Raw genomic sequence first — 20,304 nt, forward strand, 5'->3', positions numbered from 1 at the left:
ATTTTACTGCATTTTGTAAGTTTACAAAGAGCGAAAGCGGATGTACCTTCGTTCCCTCAAACAACCCACAATCCGCTTCCGCTCAAATAAATTACTTAATTTAACTTTGCTTGAAAGGAGTATATTGACAGGAGATTTCCTGCAATTGTGAAAAAATGATTATACAACAAATATTTAATGGGCTGTCAATTGGAATGGCTTATGCTTTGATTGCAGTTGGTTATTCTCTCGTTTTTGGTATATTACGACTGGTCAATTTTTCTCATGGTTCTATCTATGCTTTCGGAGCTCATATGGCATTACTGTTTGTTGGAATGAACTTTGGAATAATTCCTGCCGTTGTATTAAGTTTAGTATTAACAGGTTTGTTAGGCATTGCAATAGACAAAACTGCACTGGAACCTTTAAGAAAAAAACATTCTATACCAATTGCATCATTAATTACAACAATTGGTATCTCTAATATTATTCAAAACCTATTAACCGCTTTTATGGGTAGTGAGAAGAAGCCATTTCCAGGATTATTTGATTATGGAACTGTGAATTTAGGCTCCGTTCAAATAAATTCTTCTCAGATATTTATGTTTCTTGTTTCTCTTTTACTAATGATAGTCCTTGTAATAATCGTAAATAAAACAAAAATTGGTTTAGCCATGCGTGCTTCCCAGCAAAATGCAAAAGCAGCAAATTTAATGGGTGTCAATGTAAACTTTATCGTTTCCTTCACCTTCTTTTTAGGCGGCGTTTCAGCGGCTATAGCTGGTGTTTTAATAAGCGGATATTATCAGATTGTATATCCTAATATGGGATACATGGCAGGTTTAAAGGCATTTGCCGCAGCGGTACTGGGCGGCATTGGTAGTTTACCAGGTTCCTTAATCGGTGGTCTAATTGTAGGTGTTTCCGAATCTATTACAGCAACAGTATTTGGATCCTCCTATCGAGATTGTACGGCATTTATTATATTAATTCTCGTTTTAATAATTAGACCTAATGGATTATTTGGTAAGAAAGGTATAACTAAGGTGTAATGATATGGTGAAAAAAATGGTATCTGCAAAATCTGATAAAGGATTTATTTACAATTTAGAAGCATTTATTAGTAAATACAAGCTGCCTATTGGAATCATTGGTATTGCCATACTGCTGGTAGCACCGCATCTGGGATTTAGTCAATACATAATGAATATTCTGATTAAGATAGGTATCTATATTATGCTGGGCTTAGGACTTAATATCCTAACCGGTTATACAGGACTGGTATCTTTAGGACATGCAGGCTTTGTAGCCATTGGAGCTTATACTGCTTCTATCATAGCGATTAAATCCGGCATGAATTTTATACCAGCTGCAATTTTAGGTGGATTAATGGCTGCTTTTTTTGGACTCCTTCTGGGTCTTCCTACCTTAAGACTTACAGGAACTTATTTATCTATCGTTACCTTGGGATTTGGTGAAATAGTTAGAACTGTTTTGATGAACTGGGATTCTGTTACCAATGGAACTCTTGGTGTTAAAAATATTCCAAAGCCTGAAATATTCGGAATAAAACTGACATTAGCTAACAATGGCTTATATTATATGATGCTGATTCTAGTGGCATTAACTACTATTTTTTGTATTGTTCTTATTAATTCGAAAACGGGCCGAGCGTTTTTGGCAATTAAGACAGATGAAATGGCCGGCATCATGATGGGCATCAACGTAACTTATTATAAAGTTTTAGCGTTTGTTTTATCCGCTTTTATATCTGCAGTAGCAGGTGCATTTTATGCAACATTAATTGGATATGTGGATCCAAACTCCTTTACTTTCGATATTTCAACATTAATTTTAAGCATCGTAATTTTAGGAGGTATGGGAACTATAAGAGGAATGTATGTGGGAGCAGTTGTGCTGATTTCTTTCCCTGAGGTTTCCAGAAAGTTAATGGATTATCGTTTCGTTGTATATGGTCTGATCTTAGTATTCATGATGCGTTTTCGTCCTCAAGGCTTACTTGGATGGAAATCTCAGATGCCATATAAGCTTTCAAAGAATGTGAAAAAGAGATTGCAGGATTTAGAAAATTCACCTTCGTAAGAGGTTTCATATTAAAGTATTGAGAAAGGAGAGCTAGCTGTTATCAGTAGCTATGAAAATATGGCATATTTACAGGTTAATGGTATAACAAAAAGATTCGGTGGTATTGTGGCAGTAGATAAAGTAAGCTTTGAAGTAAATGAAGGTGAAATTGTCAGTATCATTGGACCAAATGGTGCCGGTAAGACAACTGTTTTTAACATGCTTACAGGAGTATATAAAATAGACGAAGGCGAAATCATTTTTGATGGAAAACCAATCCATAACTTAAAACCGCAGCAAATCGTCAAAAGCGGTATTTCAAGAACCTTTCAAAATATTCGTCTTTTCAATGATTTACGTGTTGTTGAAAATGTATTAGTTGGTACCCATATCAGAACAAAATACAATTTATTAGAGAGTGTAATTCGTTCCCCTAAGTTTAGGAAAGAGGAAGATGATAAAGTTCTTAGAGCAATTGAGATATTAAAGTCCATTGGATTGGATCGTTATCGTGATGATTACGCAGAAAATCTCCCTTACGGAGATCAAAGGAAGTTAGAAATAGCAAGAGCTATTGCTACAGGAGCAAAGCTGATCTTGCTGGATGAACCGGCGGCAGGTATGAATCCACAGGAATCAGATGAATTATTGCAATTCATTCGTTCCTTAAAACAACAAGGATACACCATTATCATGATTGAGCATGATATGAGCGTTGTTATGAATATTTCTGACAGAATCTACGTAATTGACCACGGTAAACCGATTGCAAGCGGCCTGCCTGCAGAAATCGCTAACAATGAAAGAGTTATCGAAGCTTACTTGGGAAGGGGGAGAAAAAATGCTGAAGGTAAATGATTTACATACCTATTATGGAAATGTTCATGCATTAAAAGGTATTACTATGGATGTAAAGGAGAAAGAAGTTGTTTCGCTTATCGGCAGTAATGGCGCTGGTAAATCAACTTTAATTAACTCCATCTGTGGTATTGTCCGCTCCGGGCAGGGAAGCATAACTTTTAAGAATAAGCTAATCACCAATATGCCTCCATACAATATTTCCAAGGAAGGTATCAGTGTTTCCCCGGAAGGAAGAGAAGTTTTCCCAGGTCTTTCTGTAGAAGAAAACTTAAGATTAGGTGCTTATAATATAAAAGATAAAAATAAGATACAAGAAGGTTTTGAAAGAGTTTATGAATTATTCCCCAGACTAAAGGAACGTTTTAAACAAGTGGCAGGAACTTTATCTGGCGGAGAACAGCAGATGTTAGCTATTGGACGAGCTTTAATGAGTAATCCGGAACTCTTGCTCTTAGATGAACCTTCCTTAGGCTTAGCTCCCAATATTGTTTTACAAATATTTGACTTGATTGAAATAATAAATAGTCAGGGAACTACGATTTTATTAATTGAGCAGAATGCGAATATGGCTCTTTCTGTTTCACATCGTGCCTATGTGCTTGAAAATGGTAAAGTATCTATGTCAGGCATCGCAAAAGATATTGCAGACGATCCTAGAGTTAAAAAAGCATATTTGGGTCAGGGATAATTCAGTTTATATCAATGTTTGTTTTATAACAGCAAAGTGAGAATGAAAAAGGCAAGTAATATTTGGGTTAAATTCAACATGAAATAGGAGGCTCATATGAAGAAGATAATTAATAAACCAACCGATGTAGTTAGTGAACTTTTACGGGGTATGGAAAAAGCGTATCCAAGTTTAAAATACATTGAAAAATTAGAAGTTATTACAAGAAGAGAAAAATCAGACAAAGTAGCAGTTATATCCGGCGGCGGTGCAGGACATGAACCGGCACATGCAGGATATGTTGGTAAAGGTATGTTAGATGCTGCTGTTTCAGGTAATGTGTTCTCATCTCCAAGTCCGGACCGTATTATCGAAGGTATTAATCAAACCAATTCAGGTAAAGGTGTTCTTATGATTATTAAGAACTATTCCGGTGATATTATGAACTTTGGCTTGTCAAAAGACATGGCCGAAATGGATGACATTGAAGTGGAAACCGTTGTTGTGAAAGACGATGTTGCAGTACCGGACAGTACCTATTCCACTGGCAGAAGAGGCATTGCAGGAACTGTATTTGTACATAAGATAGCCGGAGCAAAAGCAGAAACAGGAGCAAACCTGCAAGAAGTAAAGGCAGCAGCAGAAAAGGCAATTGCTAATATTAGAAGCATGGGAATGGCTATGACTCCATGTACACTGCCAGCCGTTGGAAAACCGGGCTTTGTATTAGGTGATGACGAAATTGAAATCGGTATGGGAATTCACGGTGAACCCGGAGTGGAACGTACGAATATAAAGACTGCCAAAGAATTAGCCGGAATTTTATTAGATAAAATCTTAGAAGACTATGATTACAGCAATAGTGAAGTTGCACTTATGGTTAATGGCCTCGGTGGTACTCCGTTAATGGAACTTTATATCTTAAATAATGAAGTACAGCAACTCTTAGAAGAAAAGAATATTAAAGTATATAGAACATTTGTTGGAAACTATATGACAGCATTAGATATGACTGGCTGCTCATTAACTTTAATGAAACTGGATGATGAACTAAAAGAATTACTGGATGCACCGTGCGACACACCTGCATTAAAGGTTTTATAAGGAGGTTTACAGTATGGCATTACAATTAACCAGCAAAGATTATGTGGAATATATCAAAAGAGCTTATGATTTAATCCATGCAAATGGAGATTACATAACAGAATTAGATTCTGCAACCGGTGATGGAGACCATTGGAGCAACATAAATATGGGTTTTGAAAAACTGGTAGAAGAAGCAGATAGACTAGAGACTTTAAACTTATTTGAAGAGTTTAAAGAAATAGGAAAGATTATGATGTCTGTTATTGGCGGATCATCAGGTGTATTATATGGAAGCGCGTATTTAGGTGCTGCTAAAACTTTAAAAGATAAAGAAGTTATAACCAGTAAAGACTTATGCGAAATTCTTGCTGCAATGCTGGAGGCAATTACGGCAAGAGGAAATGCACAACCTGGCTGGAAGACTATGATAGATAGTTTGGATCCTGCAGTTACCTGCTATAAAGAGTCCATTGAAAAAGGTTTGTCTGAAGAAGAGACTTTTGCTTTAGTAAAGAAAGCAGCTGCAGATGGAGCAGAAAATACAAAGAATATGGAAGCGGTACGTGGCAGAGCTACATACCAGGCTAACAAAGGATTAGGACATTTGGATCCCGGAGCAGTGACCATGTCTTATCAAATATCAACTTTAATGGATTATGCATTAGAAAAGTTACAGTAAGGATTATAACTACAAAGTAGTGTAATATATAAAATAAAACAAAGGAGACAACAACTATGATTAAGAATGAAGCAAGCGACAGAGGACAACATATTAAAGATTTGAGAGATGGAATTGAACACAGAGCGACTTGGTTCTATTATTTAATTCAGGAAGCCAAAAAAAGAGGCTTAGATTATGATTTCGCGAGAGATGCAATTACAGCATGTGGATGTTTCCATGGCAATAACAAATATACACAGACAGATGATCTTGCAGTATTTGCGCCAGAATTTATATCTGAGAATGTAAAAAATATCTTCGAAATGGATACTACATTAACAGAAGATGAATTCAACATTGAATTCCATTACTGTCCATTGGTTGCTGCGTGGAAAAAACTAACCAATGATGAAGAAGAAATCGCCACGTTATGCGATATAGCTATGGATGGTGACAGAGGTATTGCCAGTACATTCCCTAACTTTGAATTCAACTTAGGAAAAACCATTGCAAAGGGCGACAATATCTGTGAAGTCTGTTTTAAGAAAGTAGATAAGAAATAATAAGCTCTACTATTTACTGATATACATATTATTAGTATATTGGAAGGAGAATGCATATAATTCAAAATTATCTATTAAAATGAATATATGTATTCTCCTTTATGCTACAAACAAGTACCATAATTGTACATGTTTAAATGGTGAAAAAAAGAGAGCCGGTAATTATTTATCAAAATGGTATGTTGTGCTATAATAATATAATAATTATTATGGGGAAAGTAAAAGGGAAAGTGCAAATTTTGTGCTCGTGCCCAAATTCGCAGCTATTGGAAGCATGGAGGGTTAGTATGATTATTTCTACACTTTTAGGTAGTATTAAAGATTCCGTAATAGAATTTTCTAATGAAATCTCTAAGAGAGTAGATGCTGATGTATTAATAGTGGATAACAATTTTAATGTAATTGGTGAAACTGTCCGTTATTTTAGTCAGTATTCTGAAATCGGAATGGATACCATGATTGGACAAGTAATAGTAAAACAAGAAAAGGTAGTAATTGCCGATAAAAGGGATTTTTATATCTGTAAAAAATGTAAACAAATAGATAAGTGCCAAATTGTTGGATTTATTGGTGTGCCTATCTATTATGAGGATAGGGTAATTGGCGCAATTGCTATGATTTTCCCAAAACACAGGATATCCTCAATATTTCAGGATTTAGATTATTCTATCGCATTTATAGAAAATATGGCCGCAGTTTTAGTTGGGAAACTGAAAAATAAAAATGAAAATTATGAAATAAAGCATACTATAAAGGAAAGGGAAGCAATTTTAGATACTATCTCTGATGCAATTGTTTTAACCGATAATTTTGGAATTATTCAATATGCCAATAGGAAGTTCCATGCTAATATGAATTTAGATCAAAATATTATTGGAAAACAACTTCAGAATATATTACCCCATAAATTACTGGAAGACTTTTTTGAGACAAGGAATACCTTTAAAAATCAAAAAATATTATTAGATCTTGGAAATCGTACTTTTTATGGTTTTGCCTCCTGTAAGCTTGTACGTACAAAAGGCTCCCAATCACAAGTAATGTTTATCTTCCGGTCTACTAATGATTTACTTCAAGATGCAAGTGCTGCTGGTAAAGGTTCTCTTGTTACCTTTCATTGGCTAAAGGATTATTTGTTTTCTAATGACATTTTAGAACAAGCGAAAACCATTTCCGTTACAAATGATACTCTATTAATACATGGGAAAAGTCAAAATTTAAATGAAATGTTGGCAAAAGCTATCTGTAATTATTCCAACCGCAATTTAAGAGGATTAATTACAGTATACTGTGACAATGTTTACAGAGATCTTTTTGAGCCTTTTGTATTTGACGAATTCGGTGAATTGCAAAAAGCAGATGGTGGAACCATACTATTGCATAATGTGGAACACCTTCCAATCTATTTACAGAAAAAGCTGATGGAATTTATAAAAAACAGAACCATTCGTAACTATGGAATAACTAAAATCTGCAGTGATGTTCGTTTAATGTTTTCCACAACACAAGATTTACTTCAATTGGTGAAGCAGGGAATATTTTTAGATGAACTCTATTACCGTATTGCAGAAAATCTAATAGAAATACCCTCTTTTAACAATAATAAAGAAGGACTTCGAAATATTATTAAATCCGGTTTTAAATTTTATCAAATAAAATATAGGAAAGAAGATATTGTATTATCTGATTCCGCAATTAAATTATTGATTACATACAATTGGAATGATAATATTAATGAATTGGAAAAGGTATTAGAACAAATAGTAATAAGAAATAGCGGCAATGTTACTGGTGAAGATATTGAACATATGGGCCTGTTAAAAACAGAAGTAGAGGCGATTGTATCCATTAGCGATATGGAGAAAGAGAAAATTAAAGATTTACTATTAGAAGGTTATAACAAAACCCAAATATCCCAAATGCTTGGATTTAGCCGGGCTACGTTATATCGGAAGATGACCGAGTATGGTTTATAGAGAACAAAAAGAGCTGTTTGTAGAATCTGTCATATATTGAAAATATTGTTTTATTGTATTTTCAAATGACTAAATACTACAGCTCTTTTTTATTTGTTTAAAAAGGTTGTAACTGACAAGCAATTGTGGTTATGACCTTTTGTATTTATACAAGAAGAAATGCGTTGCCTAAAAATGGGAATAAAAGGCATGAGGGCAATTGAAACAACATATCACACTTTTGTTAAATTGTATCAGTTAGAGACAAGTGTATCTTGATATTTTATACAAAGAATACAAAAACAACACCTATCTTGGTTTGCATATTTGTGAAAAACAAAGAATATTTGTTAAATGTGCATAATCAAATTGAAAATGATTGAATTATTTTGGTAATATGTTATAATATATACATAAAGAGACAGTTGTACCAGAATGAGACAATTATATGAATACTTTGTAAGGAGCATCGATATGAACATAACAAAAGAGCAGTATGACACATATATAAATATTTTAAAAAGAGAGTTAGTCCCTGCTTTAGGCTGTACGGAGCCTATTGCTATTGCATACGGGGCAGCTAAGGCAAGAGAGATTTTAGGAGGATTTCCGGATAAGATTGTTGCAGAATGCAGCGGTAACATTATTAAGAATGCAAAAGGTGTTATCGTACCCACTACCAGGAATTTAAAAGGAATTGAAGCTGCTTCTATCATAGGCGCAGTAGGGGGAGATCCTTCAAAAGGGTTGGAAGTTTTAAGGGGGGTAAAAGAAGAAGACGTAGAAGAAACAAGAAGATTACTAGCAGAGAATATATGTGAAACCAAAATTTTAGATACTCCTGCAAAACTTCATATCATTATTAAAATGTATCAAGGAAACCAACACTCGTTAGTGGAAATTATACATACACATACAGGAATTGTCAGGGTTGAGAAAAATGGTGAGGTTCTTTTAGATGTTCCTCACAGTATAGAAATGGAGGAAGACAGCGATATAAACTATGACTTATTAAATGTAGAAGACATTGTTGAATTCTCCAATATTGTAGATATTTCTGAAGTAGAAGGAGTACTTGCGAAGCAAATTAAGTATAACACGGCAATTGCTAAAGAAGGCCTGAGACATCCTTATGGAGCAAGCATTGGAGCAACCCTTTTGGAAGTCTACGGTGATGATATTAAGGTTCGTGCAAAGGCAATGCCAGCGGCAGGTTCTGATGCACGTATGAGTGGCTGCGAATTGCCGGTAGTAATTAACTCCGGAAGTGGCAATCAAGGTATGACAGCTTCCTTACCGGTAATCGAATATGGAAAAAGATTAGATTGTACGGAAGAAAAGATATATCGTGCCCTATGTATCAGCAACTTAATAGCAATTTATCAAAAGTCAGGAATCGGAAGATTATCTGCATATTGCGGTGCAGTCAGTGCGGCTGCTGGTGCAGGAGCAGGTATAACCTACCTTTATGATGGAAGTTTAGAACAGATTTCACAAACCATTACCAATACCTTAGCCAATGTATCAGGAATCATCTGTGATGGAGCAAAATCCTCCTGTGCAGCTAAAATTGCTTCCAGTGTAGATGCAGCGATTGTTGCAACTATGATGTCTTTAAGAGGTAAAGCATTTGCACCCGGTGACGGTATTGTAAAAGATAATATAGAGAATACAGTAGATGGAGTAGTTAAACTTGCCAAAGAGGGGATGAAAGCAACAGATGATGTGGTTTTAAAAATTATGGTAGAAGACTAAGGAATCAGGAGTTTAATTAAGATTGAGACACCAAAGTGTTTTAATAAATATTATTTAAAAAGGAGACAGGATATATGATTAAAAATGAAGCCAAAATCAGGGAAGAAAAAATTGACATTAACAGAGCTCAGGTAGAACACAGAGCTGCATGGATGGGTCTTATCTATGATGAAGCTGTGAAAGCAGGAGCAGATGCAGAGGGGATTTTAAGAAGAGCTATTAAACGCTGCGGGAATATTCATGGTGAAGGTTTTAAAGCTCAATGTTCAGATCCTGAAAACTGTGTGGATTTCAGACATGCATTTTTAGGAGATATCGGTATTAAGACATTTGAAATGGAGAATATTGAAGCCACTCATGATGATGTGAAAGTAGAATTCAATTACTGCGCTTTAGTAAATTCATGGAAAAAACTTGGCTTTGACGATGAAAGATGTGCATTATTATGTGACATTGCTATGGATGGGGACAGAGGGATTGCAGAAGCTATGGGATTAGAACTCAACTTAACAGATACTATTGCTAAAGGATGTTCTAAATGTAAACTACATTTTCACAAGTAGTATTTTGTGAATACATATAATGTAGTACGCATATACAAGCCTGATCAGAAGTAAGAAATGGCATAATACTGGCTTGTTTTATGTATGCAATGTTTATCCAAATAATTCTCTGAATTCAGGGAATTAGAAGAGAAGGAGGAAGAACATGAAAAAAGTATTGTCGGTATTACTAACTGTAATGATGGTTGCAACCTTATTAACAGGCTGCGGTAAAGAAAAGAAAAGTGATGAAACTTCCGCTGAGGGAGAAAAGGTTATTAAGTTCGGGCTGCTGGCTCCATTAACAGGAACCAATGCAGAGTATGGAAAAGGTTTTCAAATAGCTACTGCAATGGCTGTAGATGAAATTAATGCTGCTGGTGGTGTAAATGGTTACAAACTTGCAATTGAAGTGGCTGACTCAAAAGGTGACCAAAAAGAAAGTTCTGACTTAGCAAGAAAATTCGGGGATGACAAAGAAATCATGGCTATTATAGGTGATTTCGCATCCGGTGCCTGCATGGCCAATGCACCAATTGTAGATGCAGCCGGTATTGTTCAGCTCTCACCTACCGCTTCTAATCCGGACTATGCAGGAATGAGTCCATATACGTTTTCCATTATGGGACGTCAGGATGCGGAAGCTCCTTTCTTTGCAAAATACATTATTGATAAATATCTTGGAGTAAAATCAGTTGCTCTTATATACATCAATAGTGACTGGGGTGTTGCTTCCCATGATAATTTTGTAAAAGGAGCAAAAGAAGCTGGCTTAAATATAGTGGCTGAAGCAAATTATGTACAGGATGAAAAAGACTTCTCCTCCGTTATTCTAAAATTAAAAGCGGCAAACCCGGAAGTACTTATAATTTTTGATCAGGGGGCTGTTCCTCAAATCGTTAATCAGGTTGTACAACTTGACTGGGATGTAAAAATGACTACTTTAGGACCGGGAACTTCTCAGCAGATTCTTGATCTTTGCGGTGAGAATGCGGAAGGATTAATTACTTCAACTCCTTTTTTCTTCGACCTGAATAATGAAGCGCATACAGCATGGAAAGATACCTTTAAAGAAAAATCCGGTTTTGAACCAACCGTACATCCGGTTGTTGCATATGACTGTGTATATCTTTTAGCGAAAGCCGTTGAAATGATTGGTAACGGAGAAATTACAAGAGATGCCATTCGTGATAATCTGCAAAAGGCAGAAATAGAAGGTCTTGCAGGTCCGATAAAATTCTCGGAAGCAGGAGACATTTCAAGACAATACTTAATTTGTGCTGTGGAAGATGGCAAATTCGTGATTAAAGAAGGATATGATTATTCCAAATAAAATAGTCCATTATCGGATAACATGGGCGTGCAAAACTACTTTGAATTGACATAATTATGTCATTCTTAGGCTTTCCATTTCTATTTAAAAATTAGTTGTCATTCTGAGTCTAATAGAACCTAATTCTGCTGACTCTTAAAAAACCCTTCTGAGCTAGTCAGAAGAACAGAATCTATACTCAGAATGACACATGAAAAGAAAAATGTTCCCCCAAGTTAATTAGCATCTATCTAAGAATGACCCAAATAGCCCATTTAAGAATAAGGAGGTAAATTTAATGGAGTATTTTCTCAACCAATTAGTCAATGGAATTAGCCAGGGTGCTATCTATGCACTTATGGCAATTGGTTACTCCGTAGTAGTTGGTGTTACCGGATTAATTACATTTACACATGGTGAAGTTATCATGATAGGAGCGTTTGCCTCCTTTTATATATTCCAATTTGTCGGAAATAACTTAATCTTAGGAATTGTTGCCAGCTTCATAGCATCCTGGCTGATTGGCATGTTTGTTTATTATGTCTGTTATAATCGGTTCTTTGAAGCACCATCCCATATATCATTAATTTGTACCATAGGTACCAGTATGTTAATCAAAAATCTGGCACAGATATATTTTGGACCAAACCAGAAACCAATGTTAAATGTAATTGATAATAAAGTATTTCGTATTGGAATTTTACAAATATCAATGATTCAGATCATAATTTTAGTTACGGTTATTGTTCTTGCCGGATTACTTTCCTTCTTTATTAATAAAACAAGATGGGGTATCAAGCTTAGAACGGTAAGTCAGGATAAAAAGGCAGCTTCATTAATGGGTGTTAATGTAGGAAGAACTGCTATGATTGGCAACTGTATTGGTTGTGGTTTAGCCGGTATCTCCGGTATGCTGATTTCTGTTTATTATCAGACTCTTCAAGCTACTATGGGCGGTTCTCTGGGTATGAAAGCCTTTTCCTCCTCAGTGCTTGGCGGCTTAACAGATATTCGCTTTTCAGCATTAGGTGGTCTTGCAATCGGTGTTATTGAAAATCTTGGTATTACAATATCTTCTGCAAGTTTTCGCGATATATTTGCATTTGGATTCTTAATATTAATATTAATTATAAGACCGGAAGGATTTGCTTCTAAGAAAGGAGCGCGACCATAATGAACGAACTAATATTAAAAATAAAAGAATTTTATAAAAAACATAAATTAATTACTTTTGGTGTGGGGTTCGCTTTGTTATTAGTGATTCCCGTGCTCTTTCCTAAGAGTTACATAATGGGCATTATTGATAGAATTCTTCTTTATGCATTATTGGCAGGAGGACTGAATGTTATTAACGGGTACAGCAGTCAGTTTTGTATTGGTTACGCTGCATTCTTTTGCATCGGAGCATATACAGAAGCCATTATGTCTTTAAAACTTAACTTTAATTTTTGGATACTCCTTCCTATATGCGGTATCTTTGCAGCTACTGCGGGTTTGTTAGTTTGTTTGCCTACGCTGAAGTTAAAAGGCAAATATTTATCTATTGTAACATTAGGTTTCTCAGAAATCGTTCGTTTAATTGCCCTTAACTGGAGTGATTTAACTGGTGGACCTATGGGGCTGAAAGGTATTGAAGTTCCCAGTTTCTTTGGAATCAGAATTAAAAGTTCTATTTCTTACTATTATATTTTTTTAGGACTGGTTGTGATATTCTTATTTGTAACTGGCAGAGTTATTAAATCCAGAATTGGACGTGCCTGGATGTCCATTCGCGAGGATGAGCTGGCAGCCAGATCATTAGGTGTTGAAACCGCCAAATATAAAGCATTAAACTTTATGTACGGAGCTTTCTGGGCCGGTGTTGCGGGAGCTGCTTATGCACCTTACACAAGATATATTGATTCTACCTTCTTTACATTGGATGAAGGATTTAACATTCTTTCTATGGTAATTATTGGTGGAATGGGTACATTGATTGGACCTGTGGCAGGTTCTATAGTAGTAAACCTTCTTACAGAGCTTCTTCGGCCTATCAGTGAATACCGTATGGTAGCTTATGCAATTCTTATTATTGGAATGATGTGGTTAAGACCTCAGGGACTATTTGGCGCTTCCAATAGCATTCTATCCGGTGGAAAGATTAAGAAACGGGAAGGTAAAAAGAGAAAGAAGGAGGTAGCAGCATGAGTGCACTTCTTGAAGCAAAACAGGTATCAAAACATTTTGGCGGCCTGAAAGCTGTAGATTCCGTGGATATGACCATTAACCAAGGCGATATATTTGGAATCATTGGCCCTAATGGAGCCGGTAAAACTACCTTCTTTAATATGTGTTCAGGAATATATCCCATAACAAGCGGTGAGATATGGTTAGATGGCGAGAACATAACAAATATGCATTCTGAAGTAATTGCAAGAAAAGGAATGGCCAGAACATTTCAGAATATACAATTGTTTAAATATATGTCGGTTTTAGAAAATGTTAAAATTGGCTTTCATATCCATGCAAAAACAAAAATATGGGATTCCATATTACATTCCCCTACTTATAAGAAGGATGAGGAGCTGGCAGAAAAAAAGGGCCTGGAGATTTTGGAAAAGGTTGGACTGACTGAGTTTAAAGACACTATGGCTGGAAATCTGGCATACGGTGTTCAGCGTAGAGTTGAGATAGCCAGAGCGCTAGCTCTAAATCCCAAGATTCTGCTGCTGGATGAGCCGGCAGCCGGAATGAATCCAAATGAAACAAAAGCCCTTATGGAATTTATAAAGAAATTACACAAGGATGGTTACACCATAGCAGTTATTGAACACGATATGAAATTTGTTATGAATACCTGTAACAGAATTCTGGTACTAAGCTTTGGCAAGAAAATATGCGAAGGAGATCCGGAACATGTAAAATCTGACAAAGAAGTAAATGAGGCCTACTTTGGAAAAGGAATCTTAGTAAGGGAGGCAGGAATGTAATATGTTGAAAATAGAAAATCTATCAGTAAATTACGGATATATAACCGCCCTTACGGGTATTGATCTGGAAGTAAAAAAAGGAGAGATCGTTACACTGATCGGCGGTAATGGAGCCGGTAAAACAACAACCCTTATGTCAATATCCGGCTTAGTTCAAAAAGCCTCCGGTAAGATTACTTTTAAAGGGGAAGAAATAACAAAAATGGCACCTGATAAAGTTGTTAAGATGGGGTTATGCCATGTTCCCGAAGGAAGAAAAATCTTTCCTTCCTTAACGGTTTATGAGAATCTGATTGCAGGTACTTTAGGTAATCCGGTACTTAAAAAGCCACAGATTACGGATTTGGTAGAAAAGAATTATGAATTGTTCCCAAGACTGAAAGAACGTACCAAGCAAAACGGAGGAAGTCTATCTGGCGGCGAACAGCAGATGTTAGCTATTGCCAGAGGACTTATGATGGACCCGGATATTATTATGCTGGATGAACCTTCACTTGGACTTGCTCCCATTGTTGTAGAAGAAATATTTGAACTAATTTTAAAGATCAGGGAATCCGGTAAAACTGTATTACTTATTGAACAAAATGCTTCCATGGCCTTATCTATAGCAGACAGAGGATATGTACTTGAAATAGGCAATGTAATTCTGGAAGGAAAAGGTAGAGAACTATTAGTAAATCCTGATGTTAAAAAGGCTTATCTTGGCGGATGATAAGTCTGTAGGAATAATGCAAAGTTTGAATTGTTTATTGCTGACATTTTATGTGGTAAGATATAGAATAATAAGTATTTAAAATAATTAAATTGGAGTTGTATATTATGGAACTAGAATTAAAAGGTAAAGTTGTGGTTATTACCGGAAGCAGTAAAGGAATCGGCTTTGCGGCTGCAAAACAATTCCTTCTGGAAGGCGCTAAGGTGGCTATCTGCTCCCGTCATCCGGAGGAACTGAAAAAAGCGGAAGAAGAATTAAAAGAATATGGAGAAGTATATAGTCAAACAGCAGATGTAACCAAGGAGGAAGAAACTTACGAATTTGCAGAAAATGTTTACCGGCATTTTGGCAGGCTGGATTGCTGGGTTAATAACGTTGGTGCCGCTGCTTCCAAAGTGGGGGATGAGTATACCTATGATCAGATTGAATGGATTACTAAAATCTGTTTCCATTCCGTTGTTTATGGGTGTCAAGCTGCATTCCGTTATATGAAAGATACCGGTGGAGCAATTGTTAATATCAGCTCTCTGGCAGCACGCTGCGGAACAGTTGGGCGAAGCACTTTATATGGGCCTCTTAAATCAGCAGTAGTAGGTTTGTCTACAACTTTTGCAGGTGAATATGCAGCTTATGGAATACGTGTTAATGCTGTTCTCCCGGGATTTACTATTACTCCTAAGGTAAAAGAGACCATTCCCAAAGAAGAACTGGATAAAAATGCGGAAGGTACTCTTTTACAACGTGCAGCCTCCCCGGAGGAAATAGCAAAACCTATAGTTTTTCTTTGCAGTAATGGGGCCAGTTATATTACTGCCACAAGTTTAGAGATCTCCGGTGGACGCAGTGTGGTTTTAAATCCTTGCTATTCTTATGATTTAAAGAATAGCAGGCTTTCTTAGAATCGCAAATAGCAGGCGGACAGCCTTTTGTTAAAACAGAGCAGGTAATAAAGAAAGAGGGGGATATTATGCCATCTTCAACGATTCTAGGAAGTATTAGTGAATCAGTAGTTCAATTTGCAAACATTATAGCCAAAACAATAGATACGGATGTCTTAATTGTGGATAACAATTATAATGTTATCGGAGAGACGAACAGGTACTTTGTCCAGCATTCACTTGTAAGCATTAGCACCATAGTGGGACAAGTAATAGCTAACCAACAAAAGATAGTTATTCCTAATAAAAATGAAGATCCAATTTGTCAAAACTGCAAAGATTTCGGCAAATGTCAGATTGCCGGCTTTATCGGTATTCCTCTCTTTTATGATGATATAGTAATAGGTGCAATTGCCCTGATTTTGCCAAAGCATAGAATCGATGGTGTTTTTCAGGATATTGACAGTGCTATAATTTTTATTAATAATATGGCTGAAGATCTGGTAGGGAGAATTCAAAAAAAACAAAAATTTAATGAATTAAATCAGGCAGTTAAAGAAAGAGAACAAATATTGGATATATTATCGGATGCGGTAGTACTCACAGATAACAGAGGAATTATAAAATACTGCAACAAAGCATTTCGAGCTATGTTCCAAAGAAATAATGACTATATTGGTGAAGAAGTTCAAAATATACTGCCTCATAAAGTTATCAATGGTTATTTTGAAACAAGACATGAGTTTGAAAATCAAAAAGCATTAATTGAATTGGAGAGTAATTCTTTCTACGGTTTTGTTTCCTGCAGAGTGATTCATTATAATGGAGCTAAAATCGGAGTGGTCTTTGTTTTCAAAACAATTGTGGAAGTTATGCAGAATGTAAGAGCTGCTGAAAAAGGTTCCGTGGTAACCCTTCAGTGGCTGAAAGATTGGATTATACCAAATGATGTATTAGATAAGGCAAAAGCCTTGGCCATAACCAATGAAATGATTTTGATAAAAGGAAAAGCAGAGAATATAAATGAAATCCTTGCTAAGGGAATCTGCAATTATTCCGACAGAAATCTTCAAGGCCTGACACCTATTTACTGTGATAGCATATATAGAGAACATTTAGAACATTATATATTTGATGAATTTGGTGAAATCCAAAAGTCTGACCGTGGGACCATATTCTTTAAAAATATTGAGGATATGCCTCTATTTTTGCAAAAACGCTTACTCTACTTTTTAAAGTACGGAGAAATCCGTTACAAGAATATAAAACGAATTAAAAGTGATATTCGATTTATTTTCTCCACCACTGCTGACTTAGAGAAATTGGTAGAGAAAGGAATATTCCTTGAAGAACTTTTCTATAGAATAACCGAGAATGTTATAGAAATACCCCCACTGAATTGCAATAAGACATTGCGAAATATGATATTAACCGGCTTGGAATACTATAGAAAAAGATATGATAAGGAAGAAGTAATACTATCAGAAGAAGCCTTAGAGTTTTTAAATACATACAATTGGTATGAGGATACCGCAAAAATCGATGTGGTATTAGAACAAATAGTTTTGCGCTTTAAGGGTATTGTATCACTGGAAGAGTTGTATTCTTTAGGTTTGAGACAAAACGAAATGGAAGAAAATAATCAAACCATTAGTGAAATAGAAAAAGAAAAAATAAAAAATTTCCTGAAAGAGGGATATAGCAAAACTAAAATAGCGAATCTGATAGGAATTAGCAGGGCCACGTTGTACCGCAAATTAGAGGATTACAATTTGTAAAAATATATGATATTAACGATTCGCTATATTAATTAATCCCAATAAATACTTAGTGCAAATTAGTTGTTGCAAAATAATAAACTGTTATTTAAGCGTAAATTCAGCTATACTGGATTGAAAGAGAATCTTTCCCTCACAAAAGGATTCTTCTTAGCTTAGAATGGCAGTTTATTATTTTATCATCAGTTTTAAGTGGAATGATTATTGAATTAGTAAGTACTGTACTTGCTCTGAGCGAATTAACTATGTTATATTATAGTACATATATTAAAATAAGGTTTTATATCAAGGTGAAAAAGACATGAAGAAAAAATACAGGATTTTCTCAACAATACCCCCGCTTATCATAATGTGCGTCATTTTTTATTTTTCTCATCAAGAAGCAGCAGCATCATCCAGATTAAGCGGAGGCATTATTGAGAATATATTTTCTCTTAATGAGAAAATATTTAGTTTAGAATTACCAATAGAAGAGAGAAATCATTGGTTAGAATTACTGGAAACTTTAATACGTAAAGCAGCCCATATGACAGAATATGGTATACTGGCAATCGCTCTTTCCTATTCCTTTTATGTATATGGTAAGAGAGGACGTTCTTTGATCCTATGGTCAGAAGTTATAGCGGTACTGTATGCTGCAACAGATGAATTCCATCAGCTATTTGTTCCGGGCAGATCAGGTCAGGTTACAGATGTTCTAATTGACGGATCAGGAGCATTGATAGGGTGTATATTGTTCTACTTTATTAGCAAAAAGTTTAGAAAAGTAAGCAATTAAAATAGATGAAAAATATTGATTAAATATAGGGCCGATGCTATACTAATATTGGAAAATATTTGGGGTTTTAGGACGATAATTACAATTGACTTTTTTATTTCTGGGTTGGGGAGAAGAGGAATGAAAAAAACCGGTCGAAGTTTTTTATTTGTGTTTGGAACAGCTAGTCTATTGCCAATATTATTTATCGGCATATTTTTAACCGTGCGTATGCGTAAAATGGCTTATGAACAATCATTAAAAGAAGCAAATGCAGAGATTGCCCGTGTTGAAAGTCGAATTGAAGAAACACTGCAATTCATTTATACCATTGAGAATGCTACAATATCGGATGCAAAAATAAAGACTATTATGCAAACAAATTTTAAATCCCCTCTTGAAGTGTTTCATAGTTATTCTGAAAGTAATCTCTTGAATAAATATGAGTTAAGTTATTCGGATATAGCAGATATTCGAATTTATGGAGAAAATGAAACCATATTAGATAATATGGATTATATGAAAGCGACTTTTGAGATAAAAAATTCATCCTGGTATCAAAAGGCCATAGCACTAAAAGGTAAGTCCTTTGGAGAATATTACAAAGAAGGCCCTCTCGTATATAAAGATTATTTTATGATCAGCCGTTCCTTTCATCTGAGTAAAGAGATGGAAGGGGTTACGATGATTTTAGTGGATTTAAAGCGTATTAATAATATGATACAGTCCGAATCTTATGATTTGTTTTTAGTAGATTCACAATATAGAGTACTTACGTCGAAAGGAAGTTTAAAGAACGGAGAAAAATTTCAGGCACTGAATAATATGGAAAGTACCGAAGAACAAGCTATGTGGACTGCAGAATTTATGGGAGAAAACTCACAATTTATAGTGAAGGCCATTGACCAGAATATGCTTTCCACACCTATTTATTTAGTATCGGTTATTCCGATTGACCAGATGGTTGCAACTTCAAGGGAAGTATCTATGTTTGGCAGCTTGGTGGTATTTTTAAGTTTAATGGCAGGTCTTGCCTTAATATTTGGACTTTCCAGTCTGGCTTCCCATCAACAGGAACAACAGTATTTGTTGTTTAAAGAGAAGATGAGGTTTGAGGTACTTGCCAATCAGGTCAATCCTCATTTTCTATTTAACGTACTGGAATCCATTCGAATGAAAGCTCATATGAATGGGGAAGGAGAAATTGCAACCATTGTGAAAAAAATGGGGTTACTTATTCGAAGAAATTTGGAAATGCCTCATGATTACATAACTTTAAAAGAAGAACTTTCTTTCGTAGAGGATTATTTAATCATTCAGAACTTTAGATTTGGTGATAAGATTCAAAGCGCTATAAAATGCAAGGAAGATATATTGAATCTTGCAGTACTGCCCCTTACCATACAGCCAATTGTGGAGAATGCTATAATTCATGGTCTGGAGGGAGTAAAAGAAACCGGTACCGTAATGATTGATGGTAAAATAGAAGCAGGAAAACTGATTATTACAGTAGCAGATGACGGAAAAGGTATCGAATCAAGTGTTATGGATGGTTTACTGGATGCTAATGAACATAGTAATACAGAGGGAGAAAAAAGAATCGGTATTCTTAATATACACCAGCGAATGCAAATTAAGTTTGGTAAGGCTTATGGGGTATTTATTGAGAAGAATCATCCCAGAGGCACAATTGTTCGCCTTATCATGCCTATCATAAAAATGAAGGACAGGGGTAACTAAT

General features: G+C 35.5%; 19 protein-coding genes. All 19 read left to right on the forward strand.

Annotation, left to right across the window (positions count from 1 at the left end):
- Window positions 1–155: 155 nt before the first annotated feature.
- The 19 genes from RT261_RS00935 (at window position 156) to RT261_RS01025 (ending at window position 20,303) form a co-directional block, all read left to right on the forward strand.
- Window positions 156–1,031, forward strand: coding sequence for a branched-chain amino acid ABC transporter permease (locus RT261_RS00935; RefSeq protein ID WP_313128181.1), 876 nt, complete (start codon window positions 156–158; stop codon window positions 1,029–1,031).
- Window positions 1,032–1,035: 4 nt separating this feature from the next.
- On the forward strand, window positions 1,036–2,082 hold the full coding sequence (locus tag RT261_RS00940; RefSeq protein ID WP_313128185.1) for a branched-chain amino acid ABC transporter permease: 1,047 nt from the start codon (window positions 1,036–1,038) through the stop codon (window positions 2,080–2,082).
- 60 nt (window positions 2,083–2,142) lie between these two features.
- Window positions 2,143–2,922, forward strand: coding sequence for an ABC transporter ATP-binding protein (locus RT261_RS00945; RefSeq protein ID WP_313128188.1), 780 nt, complete (start codon window positions 2,143–2,145; stop codon window positions 2,920–2,922).
- Window positions 2,906–3,613: an ABC transporter ATP-binding protein gene (locus RT261_RS00950; protein ID WP_313128191.1), complete on the forward strand. Its 708-nt coding sequence runs from the start codon at window positions 2,906–2,908 to the stop codon at window positions 3,611–3,613. Before RT261_RS00945 ends, RT261_RS00950 begins: the two co-directional genes overlap by 17 nt.
- Window positions 3,614–3,709: 96 nt before the next feature.
- On the forward strand, window positions 3,710–4,696 hold the full coding sequence (dhaK, locus tag RT261_RS00955) for a dihydroxyacetone kinase subunit DhaK (protein ID WP_313128194.1): 987 nt from the start codon (window positions 3,710–3,712) through the stop codon (window positions 4,694–4,696).
- A 13-nt stretch (window positions 4,697–4,709) separates the two neighbouring features.
- A complete protein-coding gene (dhaL, locus tag RT261_RS00960) occupies window positions 4,710–5,357 on the forward strand; it encodes a dihydroxyacetone kinase subunit DhaL (RefSeq protein ID WP_313128196.1) in 648 nt (215 codons plus the stop codon).
- Window positions 5,358–5,413: 56 nt separating this feature from the next.
- Entirely contained in the window at window positions 5,414–5,902 is a 489-nt protein-coding gene (locus RT261_RS00965; protein ID WP_313128199.1) for an L-2-amino-thiazoline-4-carboxylic acid hydrolase, read from the forward strand.
- 287 nt (window positions 5,903–6,189) lie between these two features.
- Window positions 6,190–7,878, forward strand: a complete 1,689-nt coding sequence (locus RT261_RS00970) for a sigma 54-interacting transcriptional regulator (protein ID WP_313128202.1) — start codon at window positions 6,190–6,192, stop codon at window positions 7,876–7,878.
- A 453-nt stretch (window positions 7,879–8,331) separates the two neighbouring features.
- Entirely contained in the window at window positions 8,332–9,612 is a 1,281-nt protein-coding gene (locus RT261_RS00975) for an L-cysteine desulfidase family protein (protein WP_313128206.1), read from the forward strand.
- Between the two features lie 74 nt (window positions 9,613–9,686).
- Window positions 9,687–10,175 (forward strand): L-2-amino-thiazoline-4-carboxylic acid hydrolase, encoded by a 489-nt coding sequence (locus RT261_RS00980; protein WP_313128208.1) that lies wholly within the window; start codon window positions 9,687–9,689, stop codon window positions 10,173–10,175.
- Between the two features lie 145 nt (window positions 10,176–10,320).
- Window positions 10,321–11,487: an ABC transporter substrate-binding protein gene (locus RT261_RS00985; RefSeq protein WP_313128210.1), complete on the forward strand. Its 1,167-nt coding sequence runs from the start codon at window positions 10,321–10,323 to the stop codon at window positions 11,485–11,487.
- A gap of 277 nt (window positions 11,488–11,764) precedes the next feature.
- On the forward strand, window positions 11,765–12,640 hold the full coding sequence (locus RT261_RS00990; RefSeq protein WP_313128214.1) for a branched-chain amino acid ABC transporter permease: 876 nt from the start codon (window positions 11,765–11,767) through the stop codon (window positions 12,638–12,640).
- Complete coding sequence (locus tag RT261_RS00995) at window positions 12,640–13,653, forward strand: branched-chain amino acid ABC transporter permease (protein WP_313128216.1); 1,014 nt, start codon at window positions 12,640–12,642, stop codon at window positions 13,651–13,653. The genes RT261_RS00990 and RT261_RS00995 overlap by 1 nt, the downstream gene beginning before the upstream one ends.
- Window positions 13,650–14,435: an ABC transporter ATP-binding protein gene (locus tag RT261_RS01000; RefSeq protein WP_313128218.1), complete on the forward strand. Its 786-nt coding sequence runs from the start codon at window positions 13,650–13,652 to the stop codon at window positions 14,433–14,435. Before RT261_RS00995 ends, RT261_RS01000 begins: the two co-directional genes overlap by 4 nt.
- A 1-nt stretch (window position 14,436) precedes the next feature.
- On the forward strand, window positions 14,437–15,147 hold the full coding sequence (locus tag RT261_RS01005) for an ABC transporter ATP-binding protein (protein WP_313128221.1): 711 nt from the start codon (window positions 14,437–14,439) through the stop codon (window positions 15,145–15,147).
- Between the two features lie 107 nt (window positions 15,148–15,254).
- The gene (locus tag RT261_RS01010; protein ID WP_313128223.1) at window positions 15,255–16,049 is read left to right on the forward strand and encodes an SDR family NAD(P)-dependent oxidoreductase; all 795 of its coding nucleotides are present in this window, start codon (window positions 15,255–15,257) and stop codon (window positions 16,047–16,049) included.
- 68 nt (window positions 16,050–16,117) lie between these two features.
- The gene (locus RT261_RS01015) at window positions 16,118–17,806 is read left to right on the forward strand and encodes a sigma 54-interacting transcriptional regulator (RefSeq protein WP_313128225.1); all 1,689 of its coding nucleotides are present in this window, start codon (window positions 16,118–16,120) and stop codon (window positions 17,804–17,806) included.
- A 301-nt stretch (window positions 17,807–18,107) separates the two neighbouring features.
- Window positions 18,108–18,584 carry a VanZ family protein gene (locus tag RT261_RS01020; RefSeq protein ID WP_313128227.1) on the forward strand — a complete coding sequence of 159 codons (477 nt, stop codon included), beginning with the start codon at window positions 18,108–18,110 and terminating at the stop codon, window positions 18,582–18,584.
- Between the two features lie 120 nt (window positions 18,585–18,704).
- Complete coding sequence (locus RT261_RS01025; RefSeq protein ID WP_313128229.1) at window positions 18,705–20,303, forward strand: cache domain-containing sensor histidine kinase; 1,599 nt, start codon at window positions 18,705–18,707, stop codon at window positions 20,301–20,303.
- The last annotated feature ends 1 nt before the right edge of the window (window position 20,304 follow it).

The organism is Anaerocolumna sp. (assembly GCF_032079385.1).
Classification (GTDB): Bacteria; Bacillota; Clostridia; order Lachnospirales; family Lachnospiraceae; genus Anaerocolumna.

Coding starts and splice junctions, on each gene's coding strand:
- dhaK (WP_313128194.1), top strand. CDS start 3,710: ATGAAGAAGATAATTAATAAACCAACCGATGTAGTTAGTGAACTTTTA.
- RT261_RS01000 (WP_313128218.1), top strand. CDS start 13,650: ATGAGTGCACTTCTTGAAGCAAAACAGGTATCAAAACATTTTGGCGGC.
- RT261_RS00985 (WP_313128210.1), top strand. CDS start 10,321: ATGAAAAAAGTATTGTCGGTATTACTAACTGTAATGATGGTTGCAACC.
- RT261_RS00940 (WP_313128185.1), top strand. CDS start 1,036: ATGGTGAAAAAAATGGTATCTGCAAAATCTGATAAAGGATTTATTTAC.
- RT261_RS00970 (WP_313128202.1), top strand. CDS start 6,190: ATGATTATTTCTACACTTTTAGGTAGTATTAAAGATTCCGTAATAGAA.
- dhaL (WP_313128196.1), top strand. CDS start 4,710: ATGGCATTACAATTAACCAGCAAAGATTATGTGGAATATATCAAAAGA.
- RT261_RS00980 (WP_313128208.1), top strand. CDS start 9,687: ATGATTAAAAATGAAGCCAAAATCAGGGAAGAAAAAATTGACATTAAC.
- RT261_RS00950 (WP_313128191.1), top strand. CDS start 2,906: ATGCTGAAGGTAAATGATTTACATACCTATTATGGAAATGTTCATGCA.
- RT261_RS01005 (WP_313128221.1), top strand. CDS start 14,437: ATGTTGAAAATAGAAAATCTATCAGTAAATTACGGATATATAACCGCC.
- RT261_RS00945 (WP_313128188.1), top strand. CDS start 2,143: ATGGCATATTTACAGGTTAATGGTATAACAAAAAGATTCGGTGGTATT.
- RT261_RS00935 (WP_313128181.1), top strand. CDS start 156: ATGATTATACAACAAATATTTAATGGGCTGTCAATTGGAATGGCTTAT.
- RT261_RS00990 (WP_313128214.1), top strand. CDS start 11,765: ATGGAGTATTTTCTCAACCAATTAGTCAATGGAATTAGCCAGGGTGCT.
- RT261_RS01015 (WP_313128225.1), top strand. CDS start 16,118: ATGCCATCTTCAACGATTCTAGGAAGTATTAGTGAATCAGTAGTTCAA.
- RT261_RS00995 (WP_313128216.1), top strand. CDS start 12,640: ATGAACGAACTAATATTAAAAATAAAAGAATTTTATAAAAAACATAAA.
- RT261_RS01020 (WP_313128227.1), top strand. CDS start 18,108: ATGAAGAAAAAATACAGGATTTTCTCAACAATACCCCCGCTTATCATA.
- RT261_RS01025 (WP_313128229.1), top strand. CDS start 18,705: ATGAAAAAAACCGGTCGAAGTTTTTTATTTGTGTTTGGAACAGCTAGT.
- RT261_RS01010 (WP_313128223.1), top strand. CDS start 15,255: ATGGAACTAGAATTAAAAGGTAAAGTTGTGGTTATTACCGGAAGCAGT.
- RT261_RS00965 (WP_313128199.1), top strand. CDS start 5,414: ATGATTAAGAATGAAGCAAGCGACAGAGGACAACATATTAAAGATTTG.
- RT261_RS00975 (WP_313128206.1), top strand. CDS start 8,332: ATGAACATAACAAAAGAGCAGTATGACACATATATAAATATTTTAAAA.